This is a genomic window from Streptomyces sp. NBC_01445 (assembly GCF_035918235.1).
Taxonomy (GTDB): Bacteria; Actinomycetota; Actinomycetes; order Streptomycetales; family Streptomycetaceae; genus Streptomyces.
In genome coordinates this window covers 5,207,393-5,225,263 of record NZ_CP109485.1, presented here as the reverse complement: position 1 = coordinate 5,225,263, position 17,871 = coordinate 5,207,393, and the positions used below count along the sequence as shown (strand labels likewise).

Annotated in this window: 16 protein-coding genes; 5 read left to right on the top strand and 11 right to left on the bottom strand. The window is 71.6% G+C overall.

Features of this window, described 5'->3' with window-relative positions:
- Nucleotides 1-66: 66 nt before the first annotated feature.
- The 3 genes from OG574_RS23840 to OG574_RS23830 all read right to left on the bottom strand — a co-directional run bounded on the left by OG574_RS23840 (nt 67) and on the right by OG574_RS23830 (nt 2,366).
- A complete protein-coding gene (locus tag OG574_RS23840) occupies nt 67-885 on the bottom strand; it encodes a ParB/RepB/Spo0J family partition protein (RefSeq protein ID WP_326774866.1) in 819 nt (272 codons plus the stop codon).
- Nucleotides 885-1,733 (bottom strand): ParA family protein, encoded by an 849-nt coding sequence (locus tag OG574_RS23835; RefSeq protein WP_326774865.1) that lies wholly within the window; start codon nt 1,731-1,733, stop codon nt 885-887. The genes OG574_RS23840 and OG574_RS23835 overlap by 1 nt, the downstream gene beginning before the upstream one ends.
- Before the next feature lie 135 nt (nt 1,734-1,868).
- Nucleotides 1,869-2,366 carry a hypothetical protein gene (locus tag OG574_RS23830; RefSeq protein ID WP_326774864.1) on the bottom strand — a complete coding sequence of 166 codons (498 nt, stop codon included), beginning with the start codon at nt 2,364-2,366 and terminating at the stop codon, nt 1,869-1,871.
- A gap of 63 nt (nt 2,367-2,429) precedes the next feature.
- Here OG574_RS23830 and OG574_RS23825 point away from each other — a divergent pair, with 63 nt between their 5' ends.
- Nucleotides 2,430-3,074: an amidohydrolase family protein gene (locus OG574_RS23825; RefSeq protein ID WP_326774863.1), complete on the top strand. Its 645-nt coding sequence runs from the start codon at nt 2,430-2,432 to the stop codon at nt 3,072-3,074.
- A gap of 148 nt (nt 3,075-3,222) precedes the next feature.
- On the top strand, nt 3,223-4,005 hold the full coding sequence (locus OG574_RS23820) for a mechanosensitive ion channel family protein (RefSeq protein ID WP_100596454.1): 783 nt from the start codon (nt 3,223-3,225) through the stop codon (nt 4,003-4,005).
- A gap of 6 nt (nt 4,006-4,011) precedes the next feature.
- Here OG574_RS23820 and OG574_RS23815 read toward each other — a convergent pair whose 3' ends face one another.
- The 3 genes from OG574_RS23815 to OG574_RS23805 all read right to left on the bottom strand — a co-directional run bounded on the left by OG574_RS23815 (nt 4,012) and on the right by OG574_RS23805 (nt 6,933).
- A complete protein-coding gene (locus OG574_RS23815) occupies nt 4,012-4,308 on the bottom strand; it encodes a DUF6401 family natural product biosynthesis protein (protein ID WP_100596453.1) in 297 nt (98 codons plus the stop codon).
- Between the two features lie 87 nt (nt 4,309-4,395).
- Nucleotides 4,396-5,193: a DUF4389 domain-containing protein gene (locus OG574_RS23810; RefSeq protein WP_326774862.1), complete on the bottom strand. Its 798-nt coding sequence runs from the start codon at nt 5,191-5,193 to the stop codon at nt 4,396-4,398.
- Nucleotides 5,194-5,397: 204 nt separating this feature from the next.
- Nucleotides 5,398-6,933: an AMP-binding protein gene (locus OG574_RS23805; protein ID WP_100596451.1), complete on the bottom strand. Its 1,536-nt coding sequence runs from the start codon at nt 6,931-6,933 to the stop codon at nt 5,398-5,400.
- A gap of 203 nt (nt 6,934-7,136) precedes the next feature.
- On the opposite strand from OG574_RS23805, the gene OG574_RS23800 reads away from it, so the two are divergent.
- Nucleotides 7,137-7,514 (top strand): nuclear transport factor 2 family protein, encoded by a 378-nt coding sequence (locus OG574_RS23800; RefSeq protein ID WP_326774861.1) that lies wholly within the window; start codon nt 7,137-7,139, stop codon nt 7,512-7,514.
- 72 nt (nt 7,515-7,586) lie between these two features.
- Here OG574_RS23800 and OG574_RS23795 read toward each other — a convergent pair whose 3' ends face one another.
- The 3 genes from OG574_RS23795 to OG574_RS23785 form a co-directional block, all read right to left on the bottom strand.
- Nucleotides 7,587-10,169 carry a polysaccharide lyase family 8 super-sandwich domain-containing protein gene (locus OG574_RS23795; protein WP_326774860.1) on the bottom strand — a complete coding sequence of 861 codons (2,583 nt, stop codon included), beginning with the start codon at nt 10,167-10,169 and terminating at the stop codon, nt 7,587-7,589.
- A 179-nt stretch (nt 10,170-10,348) separates the two neighbouring features.
- Nucleotides 10,349-11,185: an MBL fold metallo-hydrolase gene (locus tag OG574_RS23790; RefSeq protein WP_326774859.1), complete on the bottom strand. Its 837-nt coding sequence runs from the start codon at nt 11,183-11,185 to the stop codon at nt 10,349-10,351.
- Between the two features lie 389 nt (nt 11,186-11,574).
- Nucleotides 11,575-13,047 (bottom strand): MFS transporter, encoded by a 1,473-nt coding sequence (locus OG574_RS23785; RefSeq protein WP_326774858.1) that lies wholly within the window; start codon nt 13,045-13,047, stop codon nt 11,575-11,577.
- 152 nt (nt 13,048-13,199) lie between these two features.
- On the opposite strand from OG574_RS23785, the gene OG574_RS23780 reads away from it, so the two are divergent.
- On the top strand, nt 13,200-14,141 hold the full coding sequence (locus OG574_RS23780) for a LysR family transcriptional regulator (RefSeq protein WP_326774857.1): 942 nt from the start codon (nt 13,200-13,202) through the stop codon (nt 14,139-14,141).
- An 81-nt stretch (nt 14,142-14,222) separates the two neighbouring features.
- On the opposite strand, the gene OG574_RS23775 is transcribed toward OG574_RS23780, so the two are convergent.
- Both OG574_RS23775 and OG574_RS23770 read right to left on the bottom strand, forming a co-directional pair.
- Nucleotides 14,223-15,164: an SCO2400 family protein gene (locus OG574_RS23775; protein WP_326774856.1), complete on the bottom strand. Its 942-nt coding sequence runs from the start codon at nt 15,162-15,164 to the stop codon at nt 14,223-14,225.
- A gap of 248 nt (nt 15,165-15,412) precedes the next feature.
- Nucleotides 15,413-15,751: a hypothetical protein gene (locus OG574_RS23770; protein WP_326774855.1), complete on the bottom strand. Its 339-nt coding sequence runs from the start codon at nt 15,749-15,751 to the stop codon at nt 15,413-15,415.
- A gap of 216 nt (nt 15,752-15,967) precedes the next feature.
- On the opposite strand from OG574_RS23770, the gene OG574_RS23765 reads away from it, so the two are divergent.
- Nucleotides 15,968-17,797 (top strand): glycoside hydrolase family 15 protein, encoded by a 1,830-nt coding sequence (locus OG574_RS23765; RefSeq protein ID WP_326778596.1) that lies wholly within the window; start codon nt 15,968-15,970, stop codon nt 17,795-17,797.
- The last annotated feature ends 74 nt before the right edge of the window (nt 17,798-17,871 follow it).

The window sequence follows — 17,871 nt, the reverse complement described above, 5'->3', positions numbered from 1 at the left end:
AACGGTAGAGGAATCCCCCCGCAGGCCGGCTCCCCGCCCGAGCGCGAGCGCCTGTCGCGGGTGCGCTCAGCGGGCGAGGAGTTCCAGGATCCGGTCGAGCGCCGCGGGGGCGAGATGGCGGCGCAGGGACTCGACGACCTCTTCCGGGGTGCCCCGGCTGTCGATCTTGATTACGCCGTAATCACGCCGGGCCTTCGGCACGGACGGCGGGGGCGTGCCGGTGTCGCCGGGGAGCGCCTGCTCCTCCTGGGGGAGGCGTGCGATGCGGCGGGCGTCCTCGACCGAGACGCGTCCGTCGGCCAGCGCCTCCTGGAGGTCCTCGCGCAGCTTCATCAGGGACAGCCGCTGCGAGACGAAGCCCTGCGTCTTGCCGATGCGGGCGGCGACCTGGCGCTGCGAGTAGCCGTAGCTCCTGATGAGGCCCTGGATGGCCTGGGCCTGCTCCAGCTCGGTGAGGTCGTCGCGCTGGACGTTCTCGATCAGGGCGTCCTCGTCGGTGCGGGACGCGTCCTCGCGCACCAGCACGGGCACCTCGTCCAGGCCCGCCATCCGGGCCGCGGCGAGCCGCCGGTGGCCGTGCAGGACGACGTACGGGGCCCGGCCCACGGCCTCCTCGTGGTGCGGGTGCGCCGCGACGAACACGGCACGGGGGACCACCCCGAGCGCCTGGAGCACCCCGCGCTCGCGCACCGTCTCGGCGAGCCCGTCCAGATCGCGCAGCTCGTGGCGCGGGTTGTCGGGGTTCTCGGCGAGGTCGGCGAGCGCGACGGTGACGGGGTGCGCGGCGTCGCGGGCAACGGGCTCGGCGCCTCCCTGTGACGGCTCCGCGGCCGGGACAGCGGCGCCGGGGGACAGCAGGGAGGACAGATCGGTACGGCGCCCCATCAGACGTTCACCTTCTTGGCGTTCTTGTCGTTCTTGGTGTTCCCGGCGCTCTTGGCCTTCGTGCCCTTGGCCGCCGCGGGCTGCGCGCTCTTCTTCGTACTCGTACGGGTGCTGCTCGCGGAGCGCTTGGCGGGGGCCGGGATCGCGGCGAGGCCCACCTCCAGGGCGAGGCGGAAGAAGTCCTCGCGGGCCTGGAGCGCGACGCGGTTCGCGCCGTACTGGGTGACGACGAGGCCGTCCGCGGAGGCACGCGTGTGCAGCTTGTAGTGCCGTACGACCGTGCGGGCCAGCGGCCAGTCCTGGGCCTCGACGAAGGCGCGCGTCTGCTCCAGGTCGGCCTTGCCGTCGCGCGGGTCCCAGTTGTTGATGACCACGCGGTAGGGCAGGCCGCGCGGCTTCACGACACGCTCGATGGTGCGCTGCGTGGGCTGGAAGCCGAGCGGCTCGGGCTCGATCGGCACGATCACGTCGTGGGCGTTGGACAAGACGGCGCGCAGCGCGTCCGCGGCGGCGCCCTTGCCGAGCGGGTCCTCGCCGGCGGACTCGGCCAGGTCGAGCCAGCCCGGGGTGTCGACGAACACGTGCTGGGCGGAGGGGATGCGGGAGAGTGCGGCGAGCCCGGCCAGGTCGTCGTGGGCCTGCACGAAGTCGAAGGGGAGGCCGCCGCCGACGCGCTCCGACCACCACACGGCGGAGCCCTGCGGGTCGATGGAGACGGCGACGACGGGCGGCCGGCCGCCGTCGGTCCCCGCGCCGAGCACGTCCGCGGTCACGGCGGCGAGGTTGACGGCGAGCGTGGACTTACCCACGCCGCCCTTCTGATTGAGGATCACGTGCACGTGGGCCATGCTCACCACACTCCCTGAGAGACCGGCGTAACGAACGAATCTGGTGAAACGCGCGAAACGGGTGATTCTGTACCTGGTCACTGTGGCAGTGCGGGCAGGGGCGCGGGGAGCGAACACGCCGTGGACGGCGGGTGGTTACGCCCAGACATCCACCTGCGCATACCCCACGGCCCGCCCCTCGGCGTCCAGGAGCCGCCCCATCAGCTTCACGGCGCGGAGGGCGACGGCCCGGTCGGCGATGCGCAGGTGGGGGAGTTTTCCGGCGAGTTTGACCTCCAGGAGCTGCGCGTCGAGCAGGGACGCGACCCAGACCGTGGCGATCAGGTTCTGCGGCCCCGCGGTCCCCACGCAGAGCCGGATCTCCGGGAGCTTCGCCAACTCCCGCGCGGTGGCGTCGAGATGCTCGGGCGGTACGGACCCGAAGAACGTGACGGAAACGGGGGAGCCGGACAGGGAACGGGCCAGGTCGACGATGTACGCGGACAGGGCGCTGAAGTCGGGCGTCATGACGGTGACGAGCAGATCGCGGCCGCCCGCCGTGTGCTCGACGGTGACGACCTTCGGGTCCTCGGACAGGACGGCCGCGACGGCCGCGTCCCCGGTCCGAATGGCGTCTGAATAGCATCGCCCCATCGATCGGAACCGGCCACGCCAAGACGTTGGAGGTGTCATCGCATGGAGCGTCGCATGCCTTGCATGGAACAATCGTTCGAAACATTGCGTGGTGCGGTGCACGCCCTGCGCACCGGCGCCGTCAGCAGCCGTGAGCTCGTGACCGCCGCGCTCGCCGACGCCGACGCGCTCGACCCGCTGCTCGGCGTCTTCGTCACCCGCTTCCCCGAGCAGGCGCTCGCCACGGCACGGGCGGCGGACGCGCTGCCCGCCGGCGAGCGCGGACCCCTGCACGGCGTGCCCGTGGCCGTGAAGGACAACTTCGCCCCCGACCCACTGAAGGCCGCGAGCTGGGCGTACGCGAAGAAGAAGCACTGGCAGACCGTCGCGCGCCGGCACATCCCGCACGCGATCGAGCGCGGTGTGCGCGTCGCCATGGGCACGGACTGCGGCATCGCGGCGCACGGCACGAACCTGCGTGAGCTCGCCCATCTCGTCGAGTCCGGCATGACCCCGATGGGCGCGATCCTGGCGGGGACGTCCGAGGCGGCGGAACTGCTCGGCCTCGCCGACGAGATCGGCACGCTGGAGCCCGGCAAGCGCGCCGACCTCGTCATCGCGCGCGGCAACCCGCTCACCGACATCGCGTCCCTCGGGAAGCCCGAGAACGTCCTGCTCGTGGCGAAGGACGGCGTCCCCTACAAGGACACGGACGTCCTGGCGGCCTGACCCTCACCTGTCACACGAATGGACGCGGCCCACGGGCCGCGTCCATTCGCTCGCTGATATCCACGTAGGAGCACATCACCGAATCTGTGGGGGGCCTGACCGCCCGGCGCGGCAGCGCGTACGGGCCCCATCGAGTGGAGGACCACTCATGCCCCAGCTCGCCGACAGACCCACGCTCGCCGTGGACTTCACCTCGGGCCTCAGCGACGCCTGGTCGAAAGTCGCCCAGTTCGTGCCGAAGCTCGTGGGCTTCCTGGTCGTTCTGGCCATCGGCTGGTTCATCTCGAAGATGATCGCCAAGGTGCTCGACCGGGTCCTGCGCCGGGTCGGCTCGGAGAAACTCGCCGAGCGCGCCGGCGCGGCCCGCATGCTCGAGGGCTCGAAGTACGACATGACGGCGATCGTCGTCAAGGTCGTGTACTACGCCCTGCTGCTGATCACCCTGCAGATCGCCTTGGGCGTCTTCGGCCCGAACCCCGTCAGCAACATGATCAACGGCATCGTGGCCTGGCTGCCGCGCGCCATCGTCGCCATCGTCCTGGTCGTCATCGCCATGGCCATCGCCAACGTCGTGCGCGACATCGTCACCAACGCGCTGTCGTCGGTCTCGTACGGGAAGACGATCGGCACGATCGTCTGGGCGTGCATCGTCGCACTCGGCGTGATCGCGGCGCTCGGCCAGGCGGGCATCGCCACGGCGATCACCCAGCCGATCCTGATCGCGGCGCTCGCCGCCGTCGTCGGCATCATCGTCGTGGGTGTGGGCGGCGGTCTCATCGGCCCGATGCGGCAGCGCTGGGAGCGCATGCTGAACACCGCCGAGCAGGAGACGGCCAAGGCCCGCGGCGGCATCTCCGCCTACCAGGCGGGCCGTGCGGACGCGCTGACGAACCAGCCCGTCCAGGAGCGCGAGCGCACCGACGACATGTGATCGGTCCTACGCGAGATCGTGCCGTCTCACCAGCCAGCTGATGGCGGTGAGGCGGCACACCGCGTAGTCGTGGCCCACGGGCTCGCGCCAGCCGTTCTCCGCGAGGGCGTCGAGGAAGCCGAGCGCGTAGTCCGAGAGGACCTCCCGGTCGGGGGCCTGCGGCAGCAGCGCGCCCCCGCCCGCCTCCAGCTTGTCCCGCAGTTCCGCGACATGCTGGTCGACGGCGGCCGTGAAGCCGGGCTCGAACGCGAACTCGGCGAAGCGCGGGGTGTACGAGGTGCTGATGCGGGCCAGGGGAGACATGCGCTCCACCGTAAACGGGGCATAGCGCCCCGGAACAGGTCTTTTGGCATGCCCTTGGTCACAGGCCCCGGGCGCGCCCGGGGGTGATCAGAAGCCGGGCAGCGAAGCCTGTACGGCGGCGGAGCCGTCCGCGCCGTAGCGGGCGCTGTTGGCCGCGCCGCCGACGAGACCGAGCACGAGGAACGCCCCGACCAGCACCTTCGCTCCCGCCCCCAGGAACAGGGGCCGCGTCGCGGACGGGCCCGCGATGGTGCCGACGACGGCGTCCGGTGCCGACTGGTCGCCGAAGAGCCGCTTCGGGTAGGCGGCGGTCAGCAGCAGCAGGTACGCGTTGAGCCGCATCCGGTAGCGCAGGACCGCGGCCGTCGCCTCGAACAGCGGCAGCGGCATCCGGCCGAGGAGCAGCACGACGAGCCACGACAGCACGGAGACGGCCCACCAGCCTGCGGTGGCGATCGCCCCGACGAGCGCCGCGGGGATCACCAGGAGCAGCCGGAGGAGCACGGCCAGCCGGTTGAGGTGCACGGACCGGAGTACGCGCACCCGCACCGGGTAGCCCATCGGCTCGCCGAACTCGAAGGGCGGATAGCGGCCGGTGAGGAGCATCGCGGAGGCGTTCACGCGGGTGTCGTAGCCGAGGAACCCCGCGAGATACCGCTCGACCGGATCGGGCAGCCGCCCGATGAGGAGCGCCGCGAACCAGCCGGCGACCACCGCGAAGAACGCCACCACCGACAGCAGGGCGAGCACGACGAGATGCGGCAGGAGCAGCAGGAGCCGCACCAGCACGAAGAGCCGGTTCTGCCGCCCCGGATGCGGGATGTCCAACTCGGGCAGGGCCTCGGCCCCCGGAACCAGCGGGACCGTGCCGTAGTGGGGTTCCATGCCGGTAACTCTGCCGAGGGGAACGGGTACGGGCACCCCGGGTCGTCCGCCCGGGTGGACGGCGGCGGCCGACACGCGCCTCCCGGCGCCTTGCGATCGCACGCACCAGCCACCGCCGGGCCGTCTCTGTTGCGGAAGGCAGGCGTTGACGATGGGCTGGGCACGGCACCGCCCGGCCCGCCGAGTGCGCCCCGGGCGGGCGGCTCAGTTCACCCCGCGGTCCCGGCCCTCCCAATACGGCGCCCGCAACTTGTACTTCTGGAGTTTGCCGGTTGCCGTGCGGGCCAGTTCTTCGCGGAACTCCACCGATGTGGGGGCCTTGAAGCCGGCCAGGCGAGCCTTGCAGTGGCGGATCAGTTCGTCCTCTGTGACCGTCGCGTCGGGGGACAGGACGACCAGGGCCTTGATCGTCTCGCCCCACTTCTCGTGCGGGACGCCGATGACGGCGACCTCCGCGACGCCGGAGTGGCTGAAGAGGGCGTCCTCCACCTCGATCGACGAGACGTTCTCGCCGCCCGTGATGATCACGTCCTTCTTGCGGTCGCTGATCGTCAGATAGCCGTCCTCGCCGACCGCACCACCGTCGCCCGTGTGGAACCAGCCGCCCGCGAGGGCCTTCGCGCTCTCCTCGGGCTGCTCCCAGTAGCCCTCCAGGATCACGTTCGAGCGGGCGAGCACCTCGCCCTCCTCGTCGGTGCGCAGCGTCACGCCGAGCGCGGGCGCCCCGGCCCGTACGAGCTTCTCGGCGCGCTCGGAGGCGTCCAGCTCGTCCCACTCGGCGCGCCCGCGATTCACCGTGAGCAGCGGCGACGTCTCCGTGAGGCCGTAGATCTGGATGAACTCCCAGCCGAGTTCGGACTCGACGCGGGCCACCGTGCGCGTGGGCGGCGGCGCCCCGGCGACGATGATGCGGACCCGGTCGCGCCCCGGGATCGCGCCCTTCCAGGAGCGCGCGGCGTCCAGAACGGCGTTGACGACGGCGGGCGCGGCGCACATCACGGTCACGCCGTGCTCGGCGACGCGGCGCAGGATCTCGGCGCCGTCGACCTTGCGCAGCGCGATCTGGCGCACGCCGAGCGCGGACATGGCGAACGGCATGCCCCAGCCGTTGGCGTGGAACATCGGCAGCGTGTGCAGATAGACATCCCGGTCGGTGACGCCCGCGTGCAGGGCGAAGGTGACAGCGTTGACCCAGATGTTGCGGTGGGTGATCTGGACGCCCTTGGGCCGGGCGGTCGTGCCGCTCGTGTAGTTGATCGTGGCGGTGGCGTTCTCGTCGGGCGTCCAGTCGCCGGGGTCCGCGTCGAAGCGGTAGAGCTCGGAGTCGGCGGCCGCTCCGATGGTGAAGCGGTGCTTGGCGGGGACTTGGGCCAGGCGGTCGGTCAGTTCGGGGTCCACGAGGAGGACGTCCGCGCCCGAGTGCGAGACCACGTAGCTCACCTCCTCCGCGGTGAGGCGGAAGTTGACCGGCACGAGGACGCGGCCGTAGCCGCTCACCCCGAAGAACGACGTCAGCAGCCGCGCGCTGTTCGGCGACACGACCGCGACGCGCGCGCCGAGCGGCACCCCGAGCGCGTCGAGCCCTGCGGCCTGGGCCCGTGCCAGCTCGGCCACCCGACGGTAGGTGAGGTCCTCCCAGGGTTCGGCCGGCTGGACCGGCTCGTCGACCACACCGATCCGGTCTCCGTAGACGGTGGCGGCACGTTCCAGAAAATCAAGGGCCCCGAACGGGACGAACATCCTGGCCTCCCGAGCACTGACGATGAACAACACATCTGGTTCTGTCCGACCACAGCATGGGTGAACCGGGCCGCTCCCGGCATTACCTCCGGCGTAATCGACCCCGGTCCGCCCGCCCGGCAGGCTGAAGGCATCCGGAACCCGGGCGGCGCACTCCTCCCGGGCTCCGGACCCTCATCCGACCTGGCTGGAGGCCGATTCGTATGTCCGTCATCTCCGTTCACGAAGCCGCAGTCGCCCGCTACTTCGAGGCGTGGAACGCCGAGGGCGCCGACGCCCGCGCCGAGGCCGTCGCCGCCGCGTGGAGCGAGGACGGCAGCTACACCGACCCCTTGGCCGACGTGGCGGGGCACGAGGGCATCGCCGCCGTGATCGCCGCGGCCCGCGAGCAGTTCCCCGGGTTCGCGTTCCGGCACACCGGCACGGTCGACGGGCACCACGACATCGCCCGGTTCACCTGGGAGCTGGAGTCCGTCGCGGACGGCTCCGCGCCCGTCGCGGGGTCCGACGTGATCTCGCTGGCCAAGGACGGCCGGATCCGTACGGTGCAGGGGTTCCTGGACCGGGTTCCGGCAGCGTGACAACTCCCTCCAGGGCCTCTCGTTCGGATCATGCCGGGCTCGCGGGGTCCGGCCTGATCCACACGAAAGCCCCTAGCGCAGCGTCACCGTGAAGCTCCGCCCGTACGCGTGGCGGGTGTCCACGTCCAGGCGGGTGCCGCCGGGGACGCGGGTCACCCGCACCTGCGGGTCCGCCGTGACCCTGCTCAGGGGGCGTCCGTGGAGCAGGACGCTCACGGTGTCGCGCTGTGTCGTCGGGTCCGCGACCGCGACGGCGGTCGGGTCGCCGTGGCGCCGCCCGCGCCGGACGAGCACCGACGCCGGGCCCTCGACGCGCAGGCCCGCGGTCTCGTGCCGGCCGGGCGTGAAGGTGTTGGCGGCGGTCAGAGCGAGGCCCTCGTGGGTGACGGCCTGGAGGCGCGGTGTGTTCGCGTGGACGGTCAGGGGCCCGTCGTGGCGGGTGTACGAGCGCAGGGCGGCCGCCGCCGCGTCGGGCACCAACGCGTAGGCCAGGCAAGCGGGTTCGGCCCCCGCCGCATGGTCGACCGTCACGCCGAGGACCTCGCGGGTCACCGCCGTGTCCGGGTTCGAGGTGCGGATCACGCGGCGGCTGCGGGTGACCTCGTCGAGGGAGACCCGCACGCGCGGGGTGTCGAGGAAGACATAGCCGAGCGACGTGCCGCGGGTCGTGTTGGCGTAGCGCAGCCAGTGCAGGTCGCCGGTGCCCGGGCCTGACCACGGGCGGCCGTCACGCAGCGCTCCGGTGACCGTGGTCAGGTCGTCCGGGGCGGCCGTGCGGGAGTCGACGGTCGTCGTCACGGCCCGCCCGGCCGCGTCGCCGACACCGGCCGCGAGGACCACGATCTCGTCGTCGAACAGGAACCACGACTTCGTGGACGTCGCGTTGCGGTAGACCACGAAGTCGTCGGGCAGGATGCCCTTCTGCTTGTCCCGGTAGGGGACGTCGTCCGACTGCACCATGGCGGCCGCGCCGTACGCGCCGAGCACCGCGCCGCCCGAGTGCGGGCCGGTGCCGCACGGGAAGTAGACGTACCGGTTCTGCGACTCGGACGACGACGTGAAGTTCAGCGGGTGGCCCGGGTTGTCGTAGTACGGCGTCCCGTAGAGCTCGGGGACCGTGCGGCGCTCCTCGACCGGCGCGGTGACGCCGGACAGGGCGTACGGCGAAACCGTCGTGAAGTAGTCGACGCCGTACGCCTGCGTCTGGTCCTGGCCGGACAGGTACAGGTAGTACGCCCCGTCGCCCTGGAACCACGGCATGAGGTTCTCGCCGCTCATGTACTCGTACTTGCTGATGCGGGACGAGCTGCGCGCGAGGGCGAAGGCGTAGCCCGGCCTGCGGTGCACGGTCCGGTCCATGGAGTTGAACGCGACCGTGCGCGACGCCGGGTTGAGGTCCTCGGCCGGGACGGACGCGTCGCCGGTGATGTCCGCGAAACGCGTGATGCTCACCGGGGAGACGAACGAGGACGGGTCGAGGGCGGCGCGCGAGGTGGCCCGGATGTGTTTGACGTAGCTCTTCAGCGCGGTGGCGTCGGCGCCTGCGGTGTCCTCGGCGAGTGACGCCAGATCCACGACCGCCTCGACGACGATCGCGACGTCGGTGTAGCCGGTGTCCGGCCGGGACACCGCCCGGCCCTTGACGATCTCCATCATCCAGCCCTCGAAGATGAGCGGCGCGAAGCCGTTGCGCACCCAGCCCACGACGGTCGGCACCAGCTCCCCGCCGTGCGCGAAGCCCGTGCCGTCGAGGATCTTGAGGGTCTGCACGACCCGCGTGAGCAGGCCCTTCCCGTACGACCCGGTGTAGGCGACGGAGGCGTGCTGGATGAACGAGCCGTCGGCGTAATACCCGTCCGTGACACCGTGGTCGAGGGCGTACGGGTCGATCGTCGCGAAGACCGTGAGCTGGTCGGTGAGGGCCTTGCGGATACGGGCCTCGCCGTCGGGTGTGCCGCCGCCGTCCGCGATGAGGAGGGCGCCCTGGAGGAGGCGGTTCGTGGTGATGTCGGCGAGGTTGGCGCCCGTGTGGAAGCGCGAGTCGAGGTTCACGTCGCCGTCGGTGCCGTTGCGCAGGTACGCGTCCATGGAGGCGACGTAGGTGCGCAGGAGGTCCGGGCGGTAGGCCTTCACCTCGTCGGCGAGGAGTAAGAGGGTCTTGCTGATGAACTGGGAGAGGCCGATCTCCCAGTAGAACCAGTTGCCGTAGTAGCCCTTGGACTGGTCGCCGTAGTAACGCTCGTGCAGCCACGCGAGACCGTCGATGACGCGGCGCTGCACCGTCGCGTTGCCGTACAGGTCGGGAGCCGCGCCCGGCGCGCGCGTCGCGAGGGCGATCTCGTACAGCTGCTTGTACGCCGCGTTGAGTCTGCCCTCGTCGGTGCCGAGCACGAGCCCGGCGAAGAGTTCACCGGGGCCCGCCGCGTCCATCGACTTCAGGTTCGCGCGGGCGGCCTTGTCGATCGCGGCGCGCTTCGCGGCCGTCTCCGGCCGGGCGTTGGACTCGGCGCTCCCGGCGAAGACCTCCACGGTGTTGGCCAGGAGCCGCGCGCTGTCCGCGGCCGCGTCGGCGGCGCTCGCCCGACCGGTGGGGACCACCGTCATAAGACCGGCGGCTGACAGGGCGGACAGCAGGCGTCTGCGGGTGATCTCCATGGCTTCCTCCGCCGGTGAGTTGGCGTGCTGGCGCGCGGAGTCAAGCAGATGGGCCCGAGGGCGACAAGAGGTTCACGGGCCCGGAGGGAAAGCGCGTACTGCCCCGTCCTGTACGGGTCCTGTCCTGTACGGGTCCTGCTCCTGTAGGGGTCCTGTCCTCTGCGGGGCCGGGCGTGGCGTCACACGGGAAGCCAGTCGGCGCCCGCCCCCGCCCCGTCCGGGACGACCTGGCCGAAGACGACGTCCGCGAAGTGGATGCCGAAGCCGAGGGTGCCCGGCTGCTGCAGTTCGCTGATCAGCCGGCGCCGGTGGCGCTCCGACCGGGCCGGGTCGTCCTCCGACACCGTGAACCACTCGGGGTGGCGCACCTGGAGCGGCGAGTGCAGCGCGTCCCCGAACGCGAGCAGGCGGCGGCCCCGCGAGGTGATGGCGAAGCCGGTGTGGCCCACGGTGTGGCCGGGCAGCGCCAGCGCCCGCACGCCCGGGAAGATCTCCTCACCAGGGACGACAAGCCGCAGCCGCCGCTCCAGCGTGGCCAGCGCCCCGGAGGTCGGCCCCGCCACCTGATGCCGGTTCTCCCACTCGCTCTTCGCCACCGCGAACGCGGCAGCGGTGAAGACCGGCGGATCCGTGCACGCCCAGCCGATGTGGTCCCGGTGCAGATGGGTGAAGGCCACGACCTCTATCTCGTCGGGCCGCGCCCCGAGCCGCGCCAGATTGTCGAGCAGCGAACCGCCGTGCACCGCGCCGATGTAAGGGTGCTCGGGGTCCTCCGGCACGGAGTGCGGACCGAACCCCGCGTCGATGAGCAGCGCCCGCCCGTCGAACTGGACAAGCAGCCCACCGGTGTTGGCGACGAGATGGGCGGTGTCATTGAGATAGGCGCCACCGCCGCCCACCCGAGGCGGCTCAGGCGGCTTGAACAGCATGGCGCCATCAGGCACGTAACTGACCTTCAGCTCACCCACCTGCAGAGAACACACGGCCGAAGGCCGCCGCAGTCGCCGGTCGTTCACGGTAGGTCTCCTAGGTGAGACGGCGCCCCTGAAAGGGACGCGGGGCTGTATCGATATGCGGCTCCGCCGCGTGGGCGCGGGAATTCGCAGCGCGCCCGCAGGGAACCAGGCACGGGAACCCCCGGGACAAGGGGCGCGGGGCTGTATCGATATGCGGCTCCGCCGCGTGGGCGCGGGAATTCGCAGCGCGCCCGCAGGGAACCAGGCACGGGAACCCCCGGGACAAGGGGCGCGGGGCTGTATCGATATGCGGCTCCGCCGCGTGGGCGCGGGAAGCCGCAGCGCGCCCGCAGAGAATCAGGCACGGGAACCCCCGGACAAGGGGCGTGGGGAACTGCGCAAACGGCACACACGCGCCCCGCGACCACATTCCCGCCCCCGCAGAACGGCTAGGCGCGCCTGCGCAGCACAGCCGCCGCGAGGCCCCCGCCCACCAGGGCGATGACACCCGCGGTGACCATTCCGGCGTGCAACCCCCCGAGCGTGGCGCCCGCATCGGAACCGGCCCCGCCCGAGAGGGCATGCGTGCGGGCAGCAGCAATCGCGCTGAGCCCGGCCACGCCGATCGCGGCGACGTACTGCGGGAGCTGCGACAGGCCACCGACAACGCCCTGGTCCTCCTCGCTGACGCCCGTGGTCATGACGGTGATGAAGGAGACGACGCTGAAGACGTGGCCGAGGCCCATGACCGAGGACGTGATGATGAGCGGCGCGATGCTGCCGCTCTGCGGCAGGGTGAACATGGCGACGGTGCCGGCGCCCTGGATCAGCAGACCGGCCGCGAGGACCCGCTCGCCGCCGAACCGGCCGAGCAGCTTCGAGACGTACATGCCGCCGAGCATCGCGGCCGCGCCCTCACCGAGGTAGCTCAGACCGGCCTGGAGCGGGGTGAAGCCGAGGACGTCCTGCATGTAGAGACTGAGCAGCACGGTCGTGCCGGCGCACATGCCGAACGTGACGACACCGAACAGGCCGGACCACTTGATGGTGGGGCGGCCCAGGACGCCGAGCGGGATCAGCGGCTCGGGGTGGCGCCGCTCGACCACGAGGAACGCGCCGAGCAGGACGAGGCCGCCGACGACGGAGCCGAGTGAGTCGGCACGGACCCAGCCCTTGTCGCCGCCGTTGGAGATGCCGAAGACGAGACCGAACAGGCCGAGCGTGGCGAGGACCGCGCCGGGGATGTCCATGCGCTTGGCGGCGGCGGACTCCCGCATCACGGGCAGCGCGAGTGCGCCGGCCAGGGCGACGGCGCCCATGACGTACAGCACGACCATCGTCCAGCGCCAGCTGAAGCCGCTGGTGATGACGCCGCCGCCGAGCGCGCCGAGCACGAAGCCGAGCGACATGACGGCGCCGTTGAGGCCCAGGGCGCGGGCGCGCTGCGGGCCCTCGGGGAAGTAGCCCGTCATCAGGGCGATGGCGGCGGGGGCGATCATCGCGGCGGCGGTGCCCTGGCCGGCGCGGGTGGCGATCAGGACGCCGGGGCTGTTGGCGAGGGCCGCGCCCAGCGAGAACAGGGTGAACAGGGCGACGCCGAACGTGAAGAGCTTCTTGCGGCCCACCAGGTCGGCGACGCGGGCGAACAGCGGCAGCAGGCTCGCGGAGGGCAGCAGGCTCGCGGTGGCGACCCACTGGAGCGTGCCGGGCGAGGAGAAGCCGAGGCTGCCGCCGATGTCGGGCAGCGCCACGGTGACGATGGAGAAGTCCAGGCCGCACATGAATGTCGCGCAGCACAGCGTGATCAGAACCAGCAGCTCCCGCGTGCTGAACGAGCTGTCGGCGGGGCCGACATCGGCGACCGGCGGTGGCGGGGCGAGGACGTCGGTCTCGGTCGGCGGAGAGGACTCGGCGACAGCCATCAGGGGGGTCCTTTCGTAAGCGATCGGGCCTGACCAGCATCGAATCGGGGCACCTGCGCAACAAGAACGATCTGTGCAACGATCGATTCGCCGGGCTCATGGTTCGAGGTGAGCGGGTTGGCGAGGGGCACGAGGCCGGGGACGGGGAGGCCATGGAACGCCAGGAGATCGAGATCTTTCTGACGCTGGCGGAGGAACTGCACTTCGGCCGGACCGCCGAACGTGTGGGTGTCTCGCAGAGCCGTGTCAGCCAGACCATCGCCCGGGTCGAGCGCCGCATCGGCGCGAAGCTGTTCGAGCGCAGCAGCCGGCGCGTGACGATGACGGCCATCGGGGAGCAGCTGAGGGACGGCATCGGCCCGGCCCAGCGCCGTATCGAGGAGGAGATCGCCAAGGCCACAGCGGCCGGCCGGGGGATCACCGGCACGCTGCGGATCGGCTTCTCGGGGGCGTTCACCGGCCATCTGCTGCACAGCGTCGCAGCGGTGTTCGCGCGCCGTCATCCGGGCGTGGACGTACAGATACGCCAGGTGCAGATATCCGACCCGTACGGGCCGCTGCGCGCCGGGGACATCGACCTCCAGGTCACCGAACTCCCGCTGGCAGAGGCCGACTTGACGGCAGGTCCGGTGCTGCTGTCGCAGCCGCGGGTGCTGCTCATGCCGTCCACGCATCCGTTCGCGCGGCGCGAGACCCTGAGCGTGGAGGATCTGGCGGAGTCGACGCTGCTGACGGTGACGAGGCCGGTGCCGGCCCACTGGCTGGACCATCACTTCCCGCGGCAGACGCCGTCGGGGCGGCCCATTCCGCACGGCCAGGCGATCACGCACTGGGAGGACGCGCTGTCGCTGGTCCTCGCGGGCAAGGGGGTGACGCCGGTCGCTGCGGCGGGCGTGCGGTACTACGCACGCCCCGGCCTGGTGTTCCGGCCGTTCAGTGATGCCCCCCGCATCGAGTACGCGTTCATCTGGCCCACCGACCACGAGACGGGCCGGCTGCGGGCGTTCGTGGGTGCCGCGCTGGAGCATGTGCGCTCGCTGGGCGGGCCCACCAGGGCGCTGGAGACCCTGTGGGAGTCCGAGGGCGGCGCCTGAGGAGTCGTTCACGTCGGTTCGTGCGAAGGCCCGGCCCGGGGGTCAGAACCCCGGGCCGGGCCTCGGTCGTTGCGGCGATGCTCAGCTGATGCAGAGAAGGCCGAGCACGCAGATGGGCTCGGGTGACGCCGTGGAGGGGGCGGGCGCGGGCGTCGTCGCCTGGTCCCCGCCGGACGACCCCGAACCCGTTCCCGAGCCGGAACCCGTACCCGAGCCGGAACCCGTACTCGTACCGCTGCCGGACTGGTGGGCCGGTGCGGGCGAGGAGGTCTGCGGGGCAGGGGCGGCGGTGTGCGCGGCGGCGGCCGGCGCGGAGGTGGTGTGCGGCGCGGTGCTCCGGGCCGGGGCTGCGTGGCGCGGGGCTCCGGTCGGCGCGGCGGTCGCGGCCGGCGTAGGCGCGTTGGCCGGGCGGGCGTGGCGCGGGCCGGTGGCCTTGTGCGCGCGGTCGCCGCCGCTCCGCGAGGCGCGGTCGTCCGGCGTGTCCGTCGAGGAGTCCGTGTTGGCCAGGGCCGGCGAGGTCGTCACCGGGTCCGGGGCCGCGGAGGCGTGGGTGCGGTCGGGAGAGGCGTCGTTCGGCAGCGCGGCGATGGTGAGCCCGCCACCGACGATGGCGACGGCGGTCGCGGCGACGGCCCGGCGCTTGTTCTTCTTCCACTGCGCCAGCTTCCGCCGCCGGGCGGCGCGGCCACCCTGCGAAGCGGCCACGGGCGCGGAGACATCGACGGCAGCGGCGGCGGCCTCGCCGCCCGTGTCGTCCAGGTCGAAGGCCTTGGCGGCGGAGAAGGCGTCGAAGTCGTCGAACGAGTCGGCGGCACCGGCAGAGCCGCCCCTGTGGCCAAGGTCGTCGGCGGGCGATACCCCGAAGAACGACGAGGAGGCCGGGGGAGCCGACTGCGACGAGACCGACGCATGCGACGAGAACGACGTCGTCGCGGGCGGGGCTATGTCGGGGGCGTACGCGCCGCAACCCGGGCACACCAGCGCTCCGTTGAGGGTCCGACGGCATGAGGAGCAGTAGTCCATCTTCGATCTTTCTGTGGCTGACTGCGCCGCCGGGACGCCGGGCATTTGGTCACGTTCGTACGCGAGATCGAGCGGCCAGCAACGCTATCGACGCTTTCCGAAGGCAATGCGGGCACGATGTGATGCTCTTGCGAAGATGTGTGACGCCTGTGATTCCTGTGACGGAAGAGTCCCGGACCGCACCAGCGTCCCGGACCACATCAGCGCCCCGGACCCGTCACGCACATACGCCGGCGTCGGGCGCGAGATCAGGCAATCCGCCGCCCCATCCTCGCCGACCGCCGGTTGTGTCCCTTCGTGTCCCACCACTCCTCCAGATGGGCACGGACGAGGTGTACGAGCTGCCGAACCCGGTCGGGCGGGGGCGCGGGCGAAGTAAGCACATCCGCCCAGGACTTGTCCCCCCAGGGCAGAGCGACCACCCAGTGCTCATCCGGGTGCCCTGGGCAGCCCACAGTCAGCCAGTACGTCAACGTCGCGCTGCGGTCCGCATGGTGCTCGACCGACATCTCGATGACGTCGAACCGGCACCCGTCAGCGGTGACGTACGAGCGGCGCAGCGACTGCGCGGCCGGAGTCCGTTCCACCACAACGACCCCCCGTCTTCGTTCCTCGACCCTGTGCCCTCTTGCATCCAGCTTGTATTCGGCAGCGGGAAAGGGAGGCGTGCGCGGCCCCCCGTTGCCTGAGCCCAGGGCACCCGAACAGCTCAACCGGCGTGGCCGGTCCCGCGCACGGCGCGGAAGGTCGAAGCAGGTCGGCTGAGCATCCGCCGGTCAGTGACCGGACCGGAAGGGATCACCATGCGGCGCTACCCGCCCATCGCGGACCACGGAATGGTCGGAGACCTCCAGACCGCGGCCCTCGTCTCCTCCGACGGCGTGGTCGACTGGTTCTGCGCGCCCCGATTCGACTCGCCCAGCCTCTTCGCTTCCCTCCTCGACCACGACCGCGGCGGTCACTTCGCGATCACCGTGGAGGGTCCGGACGTGACCACGCGCCAGCTCTACCTGGCCGACACCGCCGTCCTCATCACCCGTTTCCTCACCCCGCACGGAGTCGGCGAAGTCGTCGACTTCATGCCGCTGGACCGCCCGGAGACCGCCACCGACCGTCACCGGCTCATCAGGGTGATGCGGGTGACGCGTGGCCGGATCCGCTTCGCGCTGACCTGCAGCCCCCGCTTCGACTACGCCCGTGCGGTCCACCGACTCACCGTGGACGAGGGCACTGCGCACTTCGCGGGCCCCGGCACCGACGCCCACCTCCAGACCCTGGGACCGGTGGAGCTGGAGCGGGACGGTGAGGCCGTCCGGGCCATCGTCGAGCTGGAGCAGGAGCAAATGGCGTCCGCCGTGCTGACGGTGTCCGCGACGGGCGGCGAGGCGCCCCCGCCCCCGACCCACGAGAGCCTGAAAGAGGAGTTCGACGCGACCTGCGCGTTCTGGTACCGGTGGATCAGCCGCAGCCGCTACCGGGGCCGCTGGCAGCAGACGGTCCACAGGTCGGCGATCACGCTCAAGCTGCTCACCTACGCCCCCACCGGTGCTCCGGTCGCCGCCGCGACGGCGGGCCTGCCCGAGCAGCTCGGCGGTGAACGGAACTGGGACTACCGCTACACCTGGGTCCGCGACGCCTCCCTCTCCCTGCACGCCCTCTTCGGACTGGGCTTCACCGAGGAGGCGCACGCCTTCCGGCGCTGGCTCGCCGGCCGGCTGCTCGAGGGCCCGGACCGCACGGTCACCGGTGAGCCGCTCCAGATCATGTACCGCATCGACGGCGACCCGCACCTGGCCGAGGAGACCCTGGACCACCTGGAGGGCTATCGCGGCTCAGCCCCCGTCCGCATCGGCAACGGCGCCGCCTGCCAACTCCAGCTGGATATCTACGGCGAAGCGGTCCATGCCCTCACCCACACCGATGACCTCGCCCACGTCATGGGGTACGACGGCTGGCTCGGAGTCTCCGACGTACTCGACTGGCTGGCGCGGAACTGGGACCGCCCGGACGAGGGCATCTGGGAGACGCGCGGCGGCCGAAAGGACTTCACCTACAGCCGACTGATGTGCTGGACGGCCTTCGACCGGGGCATCCGGGTCGCCCAGGAGCTGGCCCGGCCCGCCGACCTGACCGCGTGGACCGCCGCCCGCGACACCATCCTCCGGCAGATCATGGACCGCGGCTGGAGCGAGAAGCGGCGGGCGTTCGTCCAGCACTACGGCAGCGACGTCCTCGACGCCTCGCTCCTGCTGATGCCGGGGGTCGGCTTCGTCACACCACGGGATCCGCGCTGGCTCTCCACACTCGACGCCATGGACACCGAGCTGGTCTCCGACAGCCTGGTCTACCGCTACGACCCTGCCGCTTCCCCCGACGGCCTGCGCGGCAGCGAAGGCACCTTCTCGCTGTGCAGCTTCTTCTACGTCGACGCCCTCGCCCGCGCCGGCCGCCTCGGCCAGGCCAGGTACGCCTTCGACAAGATGCTCACCTACGCCAACCACGTCGGCCTCTTCTCCGAGGAGATCGGCCCCACCGGCGAACAACTGGGCAACTTCCCCCAGGCGTTCACCCACCTCGCCCTGATCACCGCTGCCCTGGCCCTGGACGAAGAACTCGACCGGGCCGGGCGATGACGCGCGGCCGGACCGGGCACGGAGGGTGCATGGCAGGTGCAGTTGCGGCGCCCATAGGGGCGGCTACAGTGAAA

Bases quoted from the DNA above. Each gene is read 5' to 3' on its own strand.
- OG574_RS23800 (WP_326774861.1), top strand. From the start codon at position 7,137: ATGTCCGTCATCTCCGTTCACGAAGCCGCAGTCGCCCGCTACTTCGAG.
- OG574_RS23795 (WP_326774860.1), bottom strand. From the start codon at position 10,169: ATGGAGATCACCCGCAGACGCCTGCTGTCCGCCCTGTCAGCCGCCGGT.
- OG574_RS23785 (WP_326774858.1), bottom strand. From the start codon at position 13,047: ATGGCTGTCGCCGAGTCCTCTCCGCCGACCGAGACCGACGTCCTCGCC.
- OG574_RS23775 (WP_326774856.1), bottom strand. From the start codon at position 15,164: ATGGACTACTGCTCCTCATGCCGTCGGACCCTCAACGGAGCGCTGGTG.
- OG574_RS23780 (WP_326774857.1), top strand. From the start codon at position 13,200: ATGGAACGCCAGGAGATCGAGATCTTTCTGACGCTGGCGGAGGAACTG.
- OG574_RS23830 (WP_326774864.1), bottom strand. From the start codon at position 2,366: ATGGGGCGATGCTATTCAGACGCCATTCGGACCGGGGACGCGGCCGTC.
- OG574_RS23810 (WP_326774862.1), bottom strand. From the start codon at position 5,193: ATGGAACCCCACTACGGCACGGTCCCGCTGGTTCCGGGGGCCGAGGCC.
- OG574_RS23840 (WP_326774866.1), bottom strand. From the start codon at position 885: ATGGGGCGCCGTACCGATCTGTCCTCCCTGCTGTCCCCCGGCGCCGCT.
- OG574_RS23820 (WP_100596454.1), top strand. From the start codon at position 3,223: ATGCCCCAGCTCGCCGACAGACCCACGCTCGCCGTGGACTTCACCTCG.
- OG574_RS23825 (WP_326774863.1), top strand. From the start codon at position 2,430: ATGGAACAATCGTTCGAAACATTGCGTGGTGCGGTGCACGCCCTGCGC.
- OG574_RS23835 (WP_326774865.1), bottom strand. From the start codon at position 1,733: ATGGCCCACGTGCACGTGATCCTCAATCAGAAGGGCGGCGTGGGTAAG.
- OG574_RS23815 (WP_100596453.1), bottom strand. From the start codon at position 4,308: ATGTCTCCCCTGGCCCGCATCAGCACCTCGTACACCCCGCGCTTCGCC.
- OG574_RS23805 (WP_100596451.1), bottom strand. From the start codon at position 6,933: ATGTTCGTCCCGTTCGGGGCCCTTGATTTTCTGGAACGTGCCGCCACC.
- OG574_RS23765 (WP_326778596.1), top strand. From the start codon at position 15,968: ATGCGGCGCTACCCGCCCATCGCGGACCACGGAATGGTCGGAGACCTC.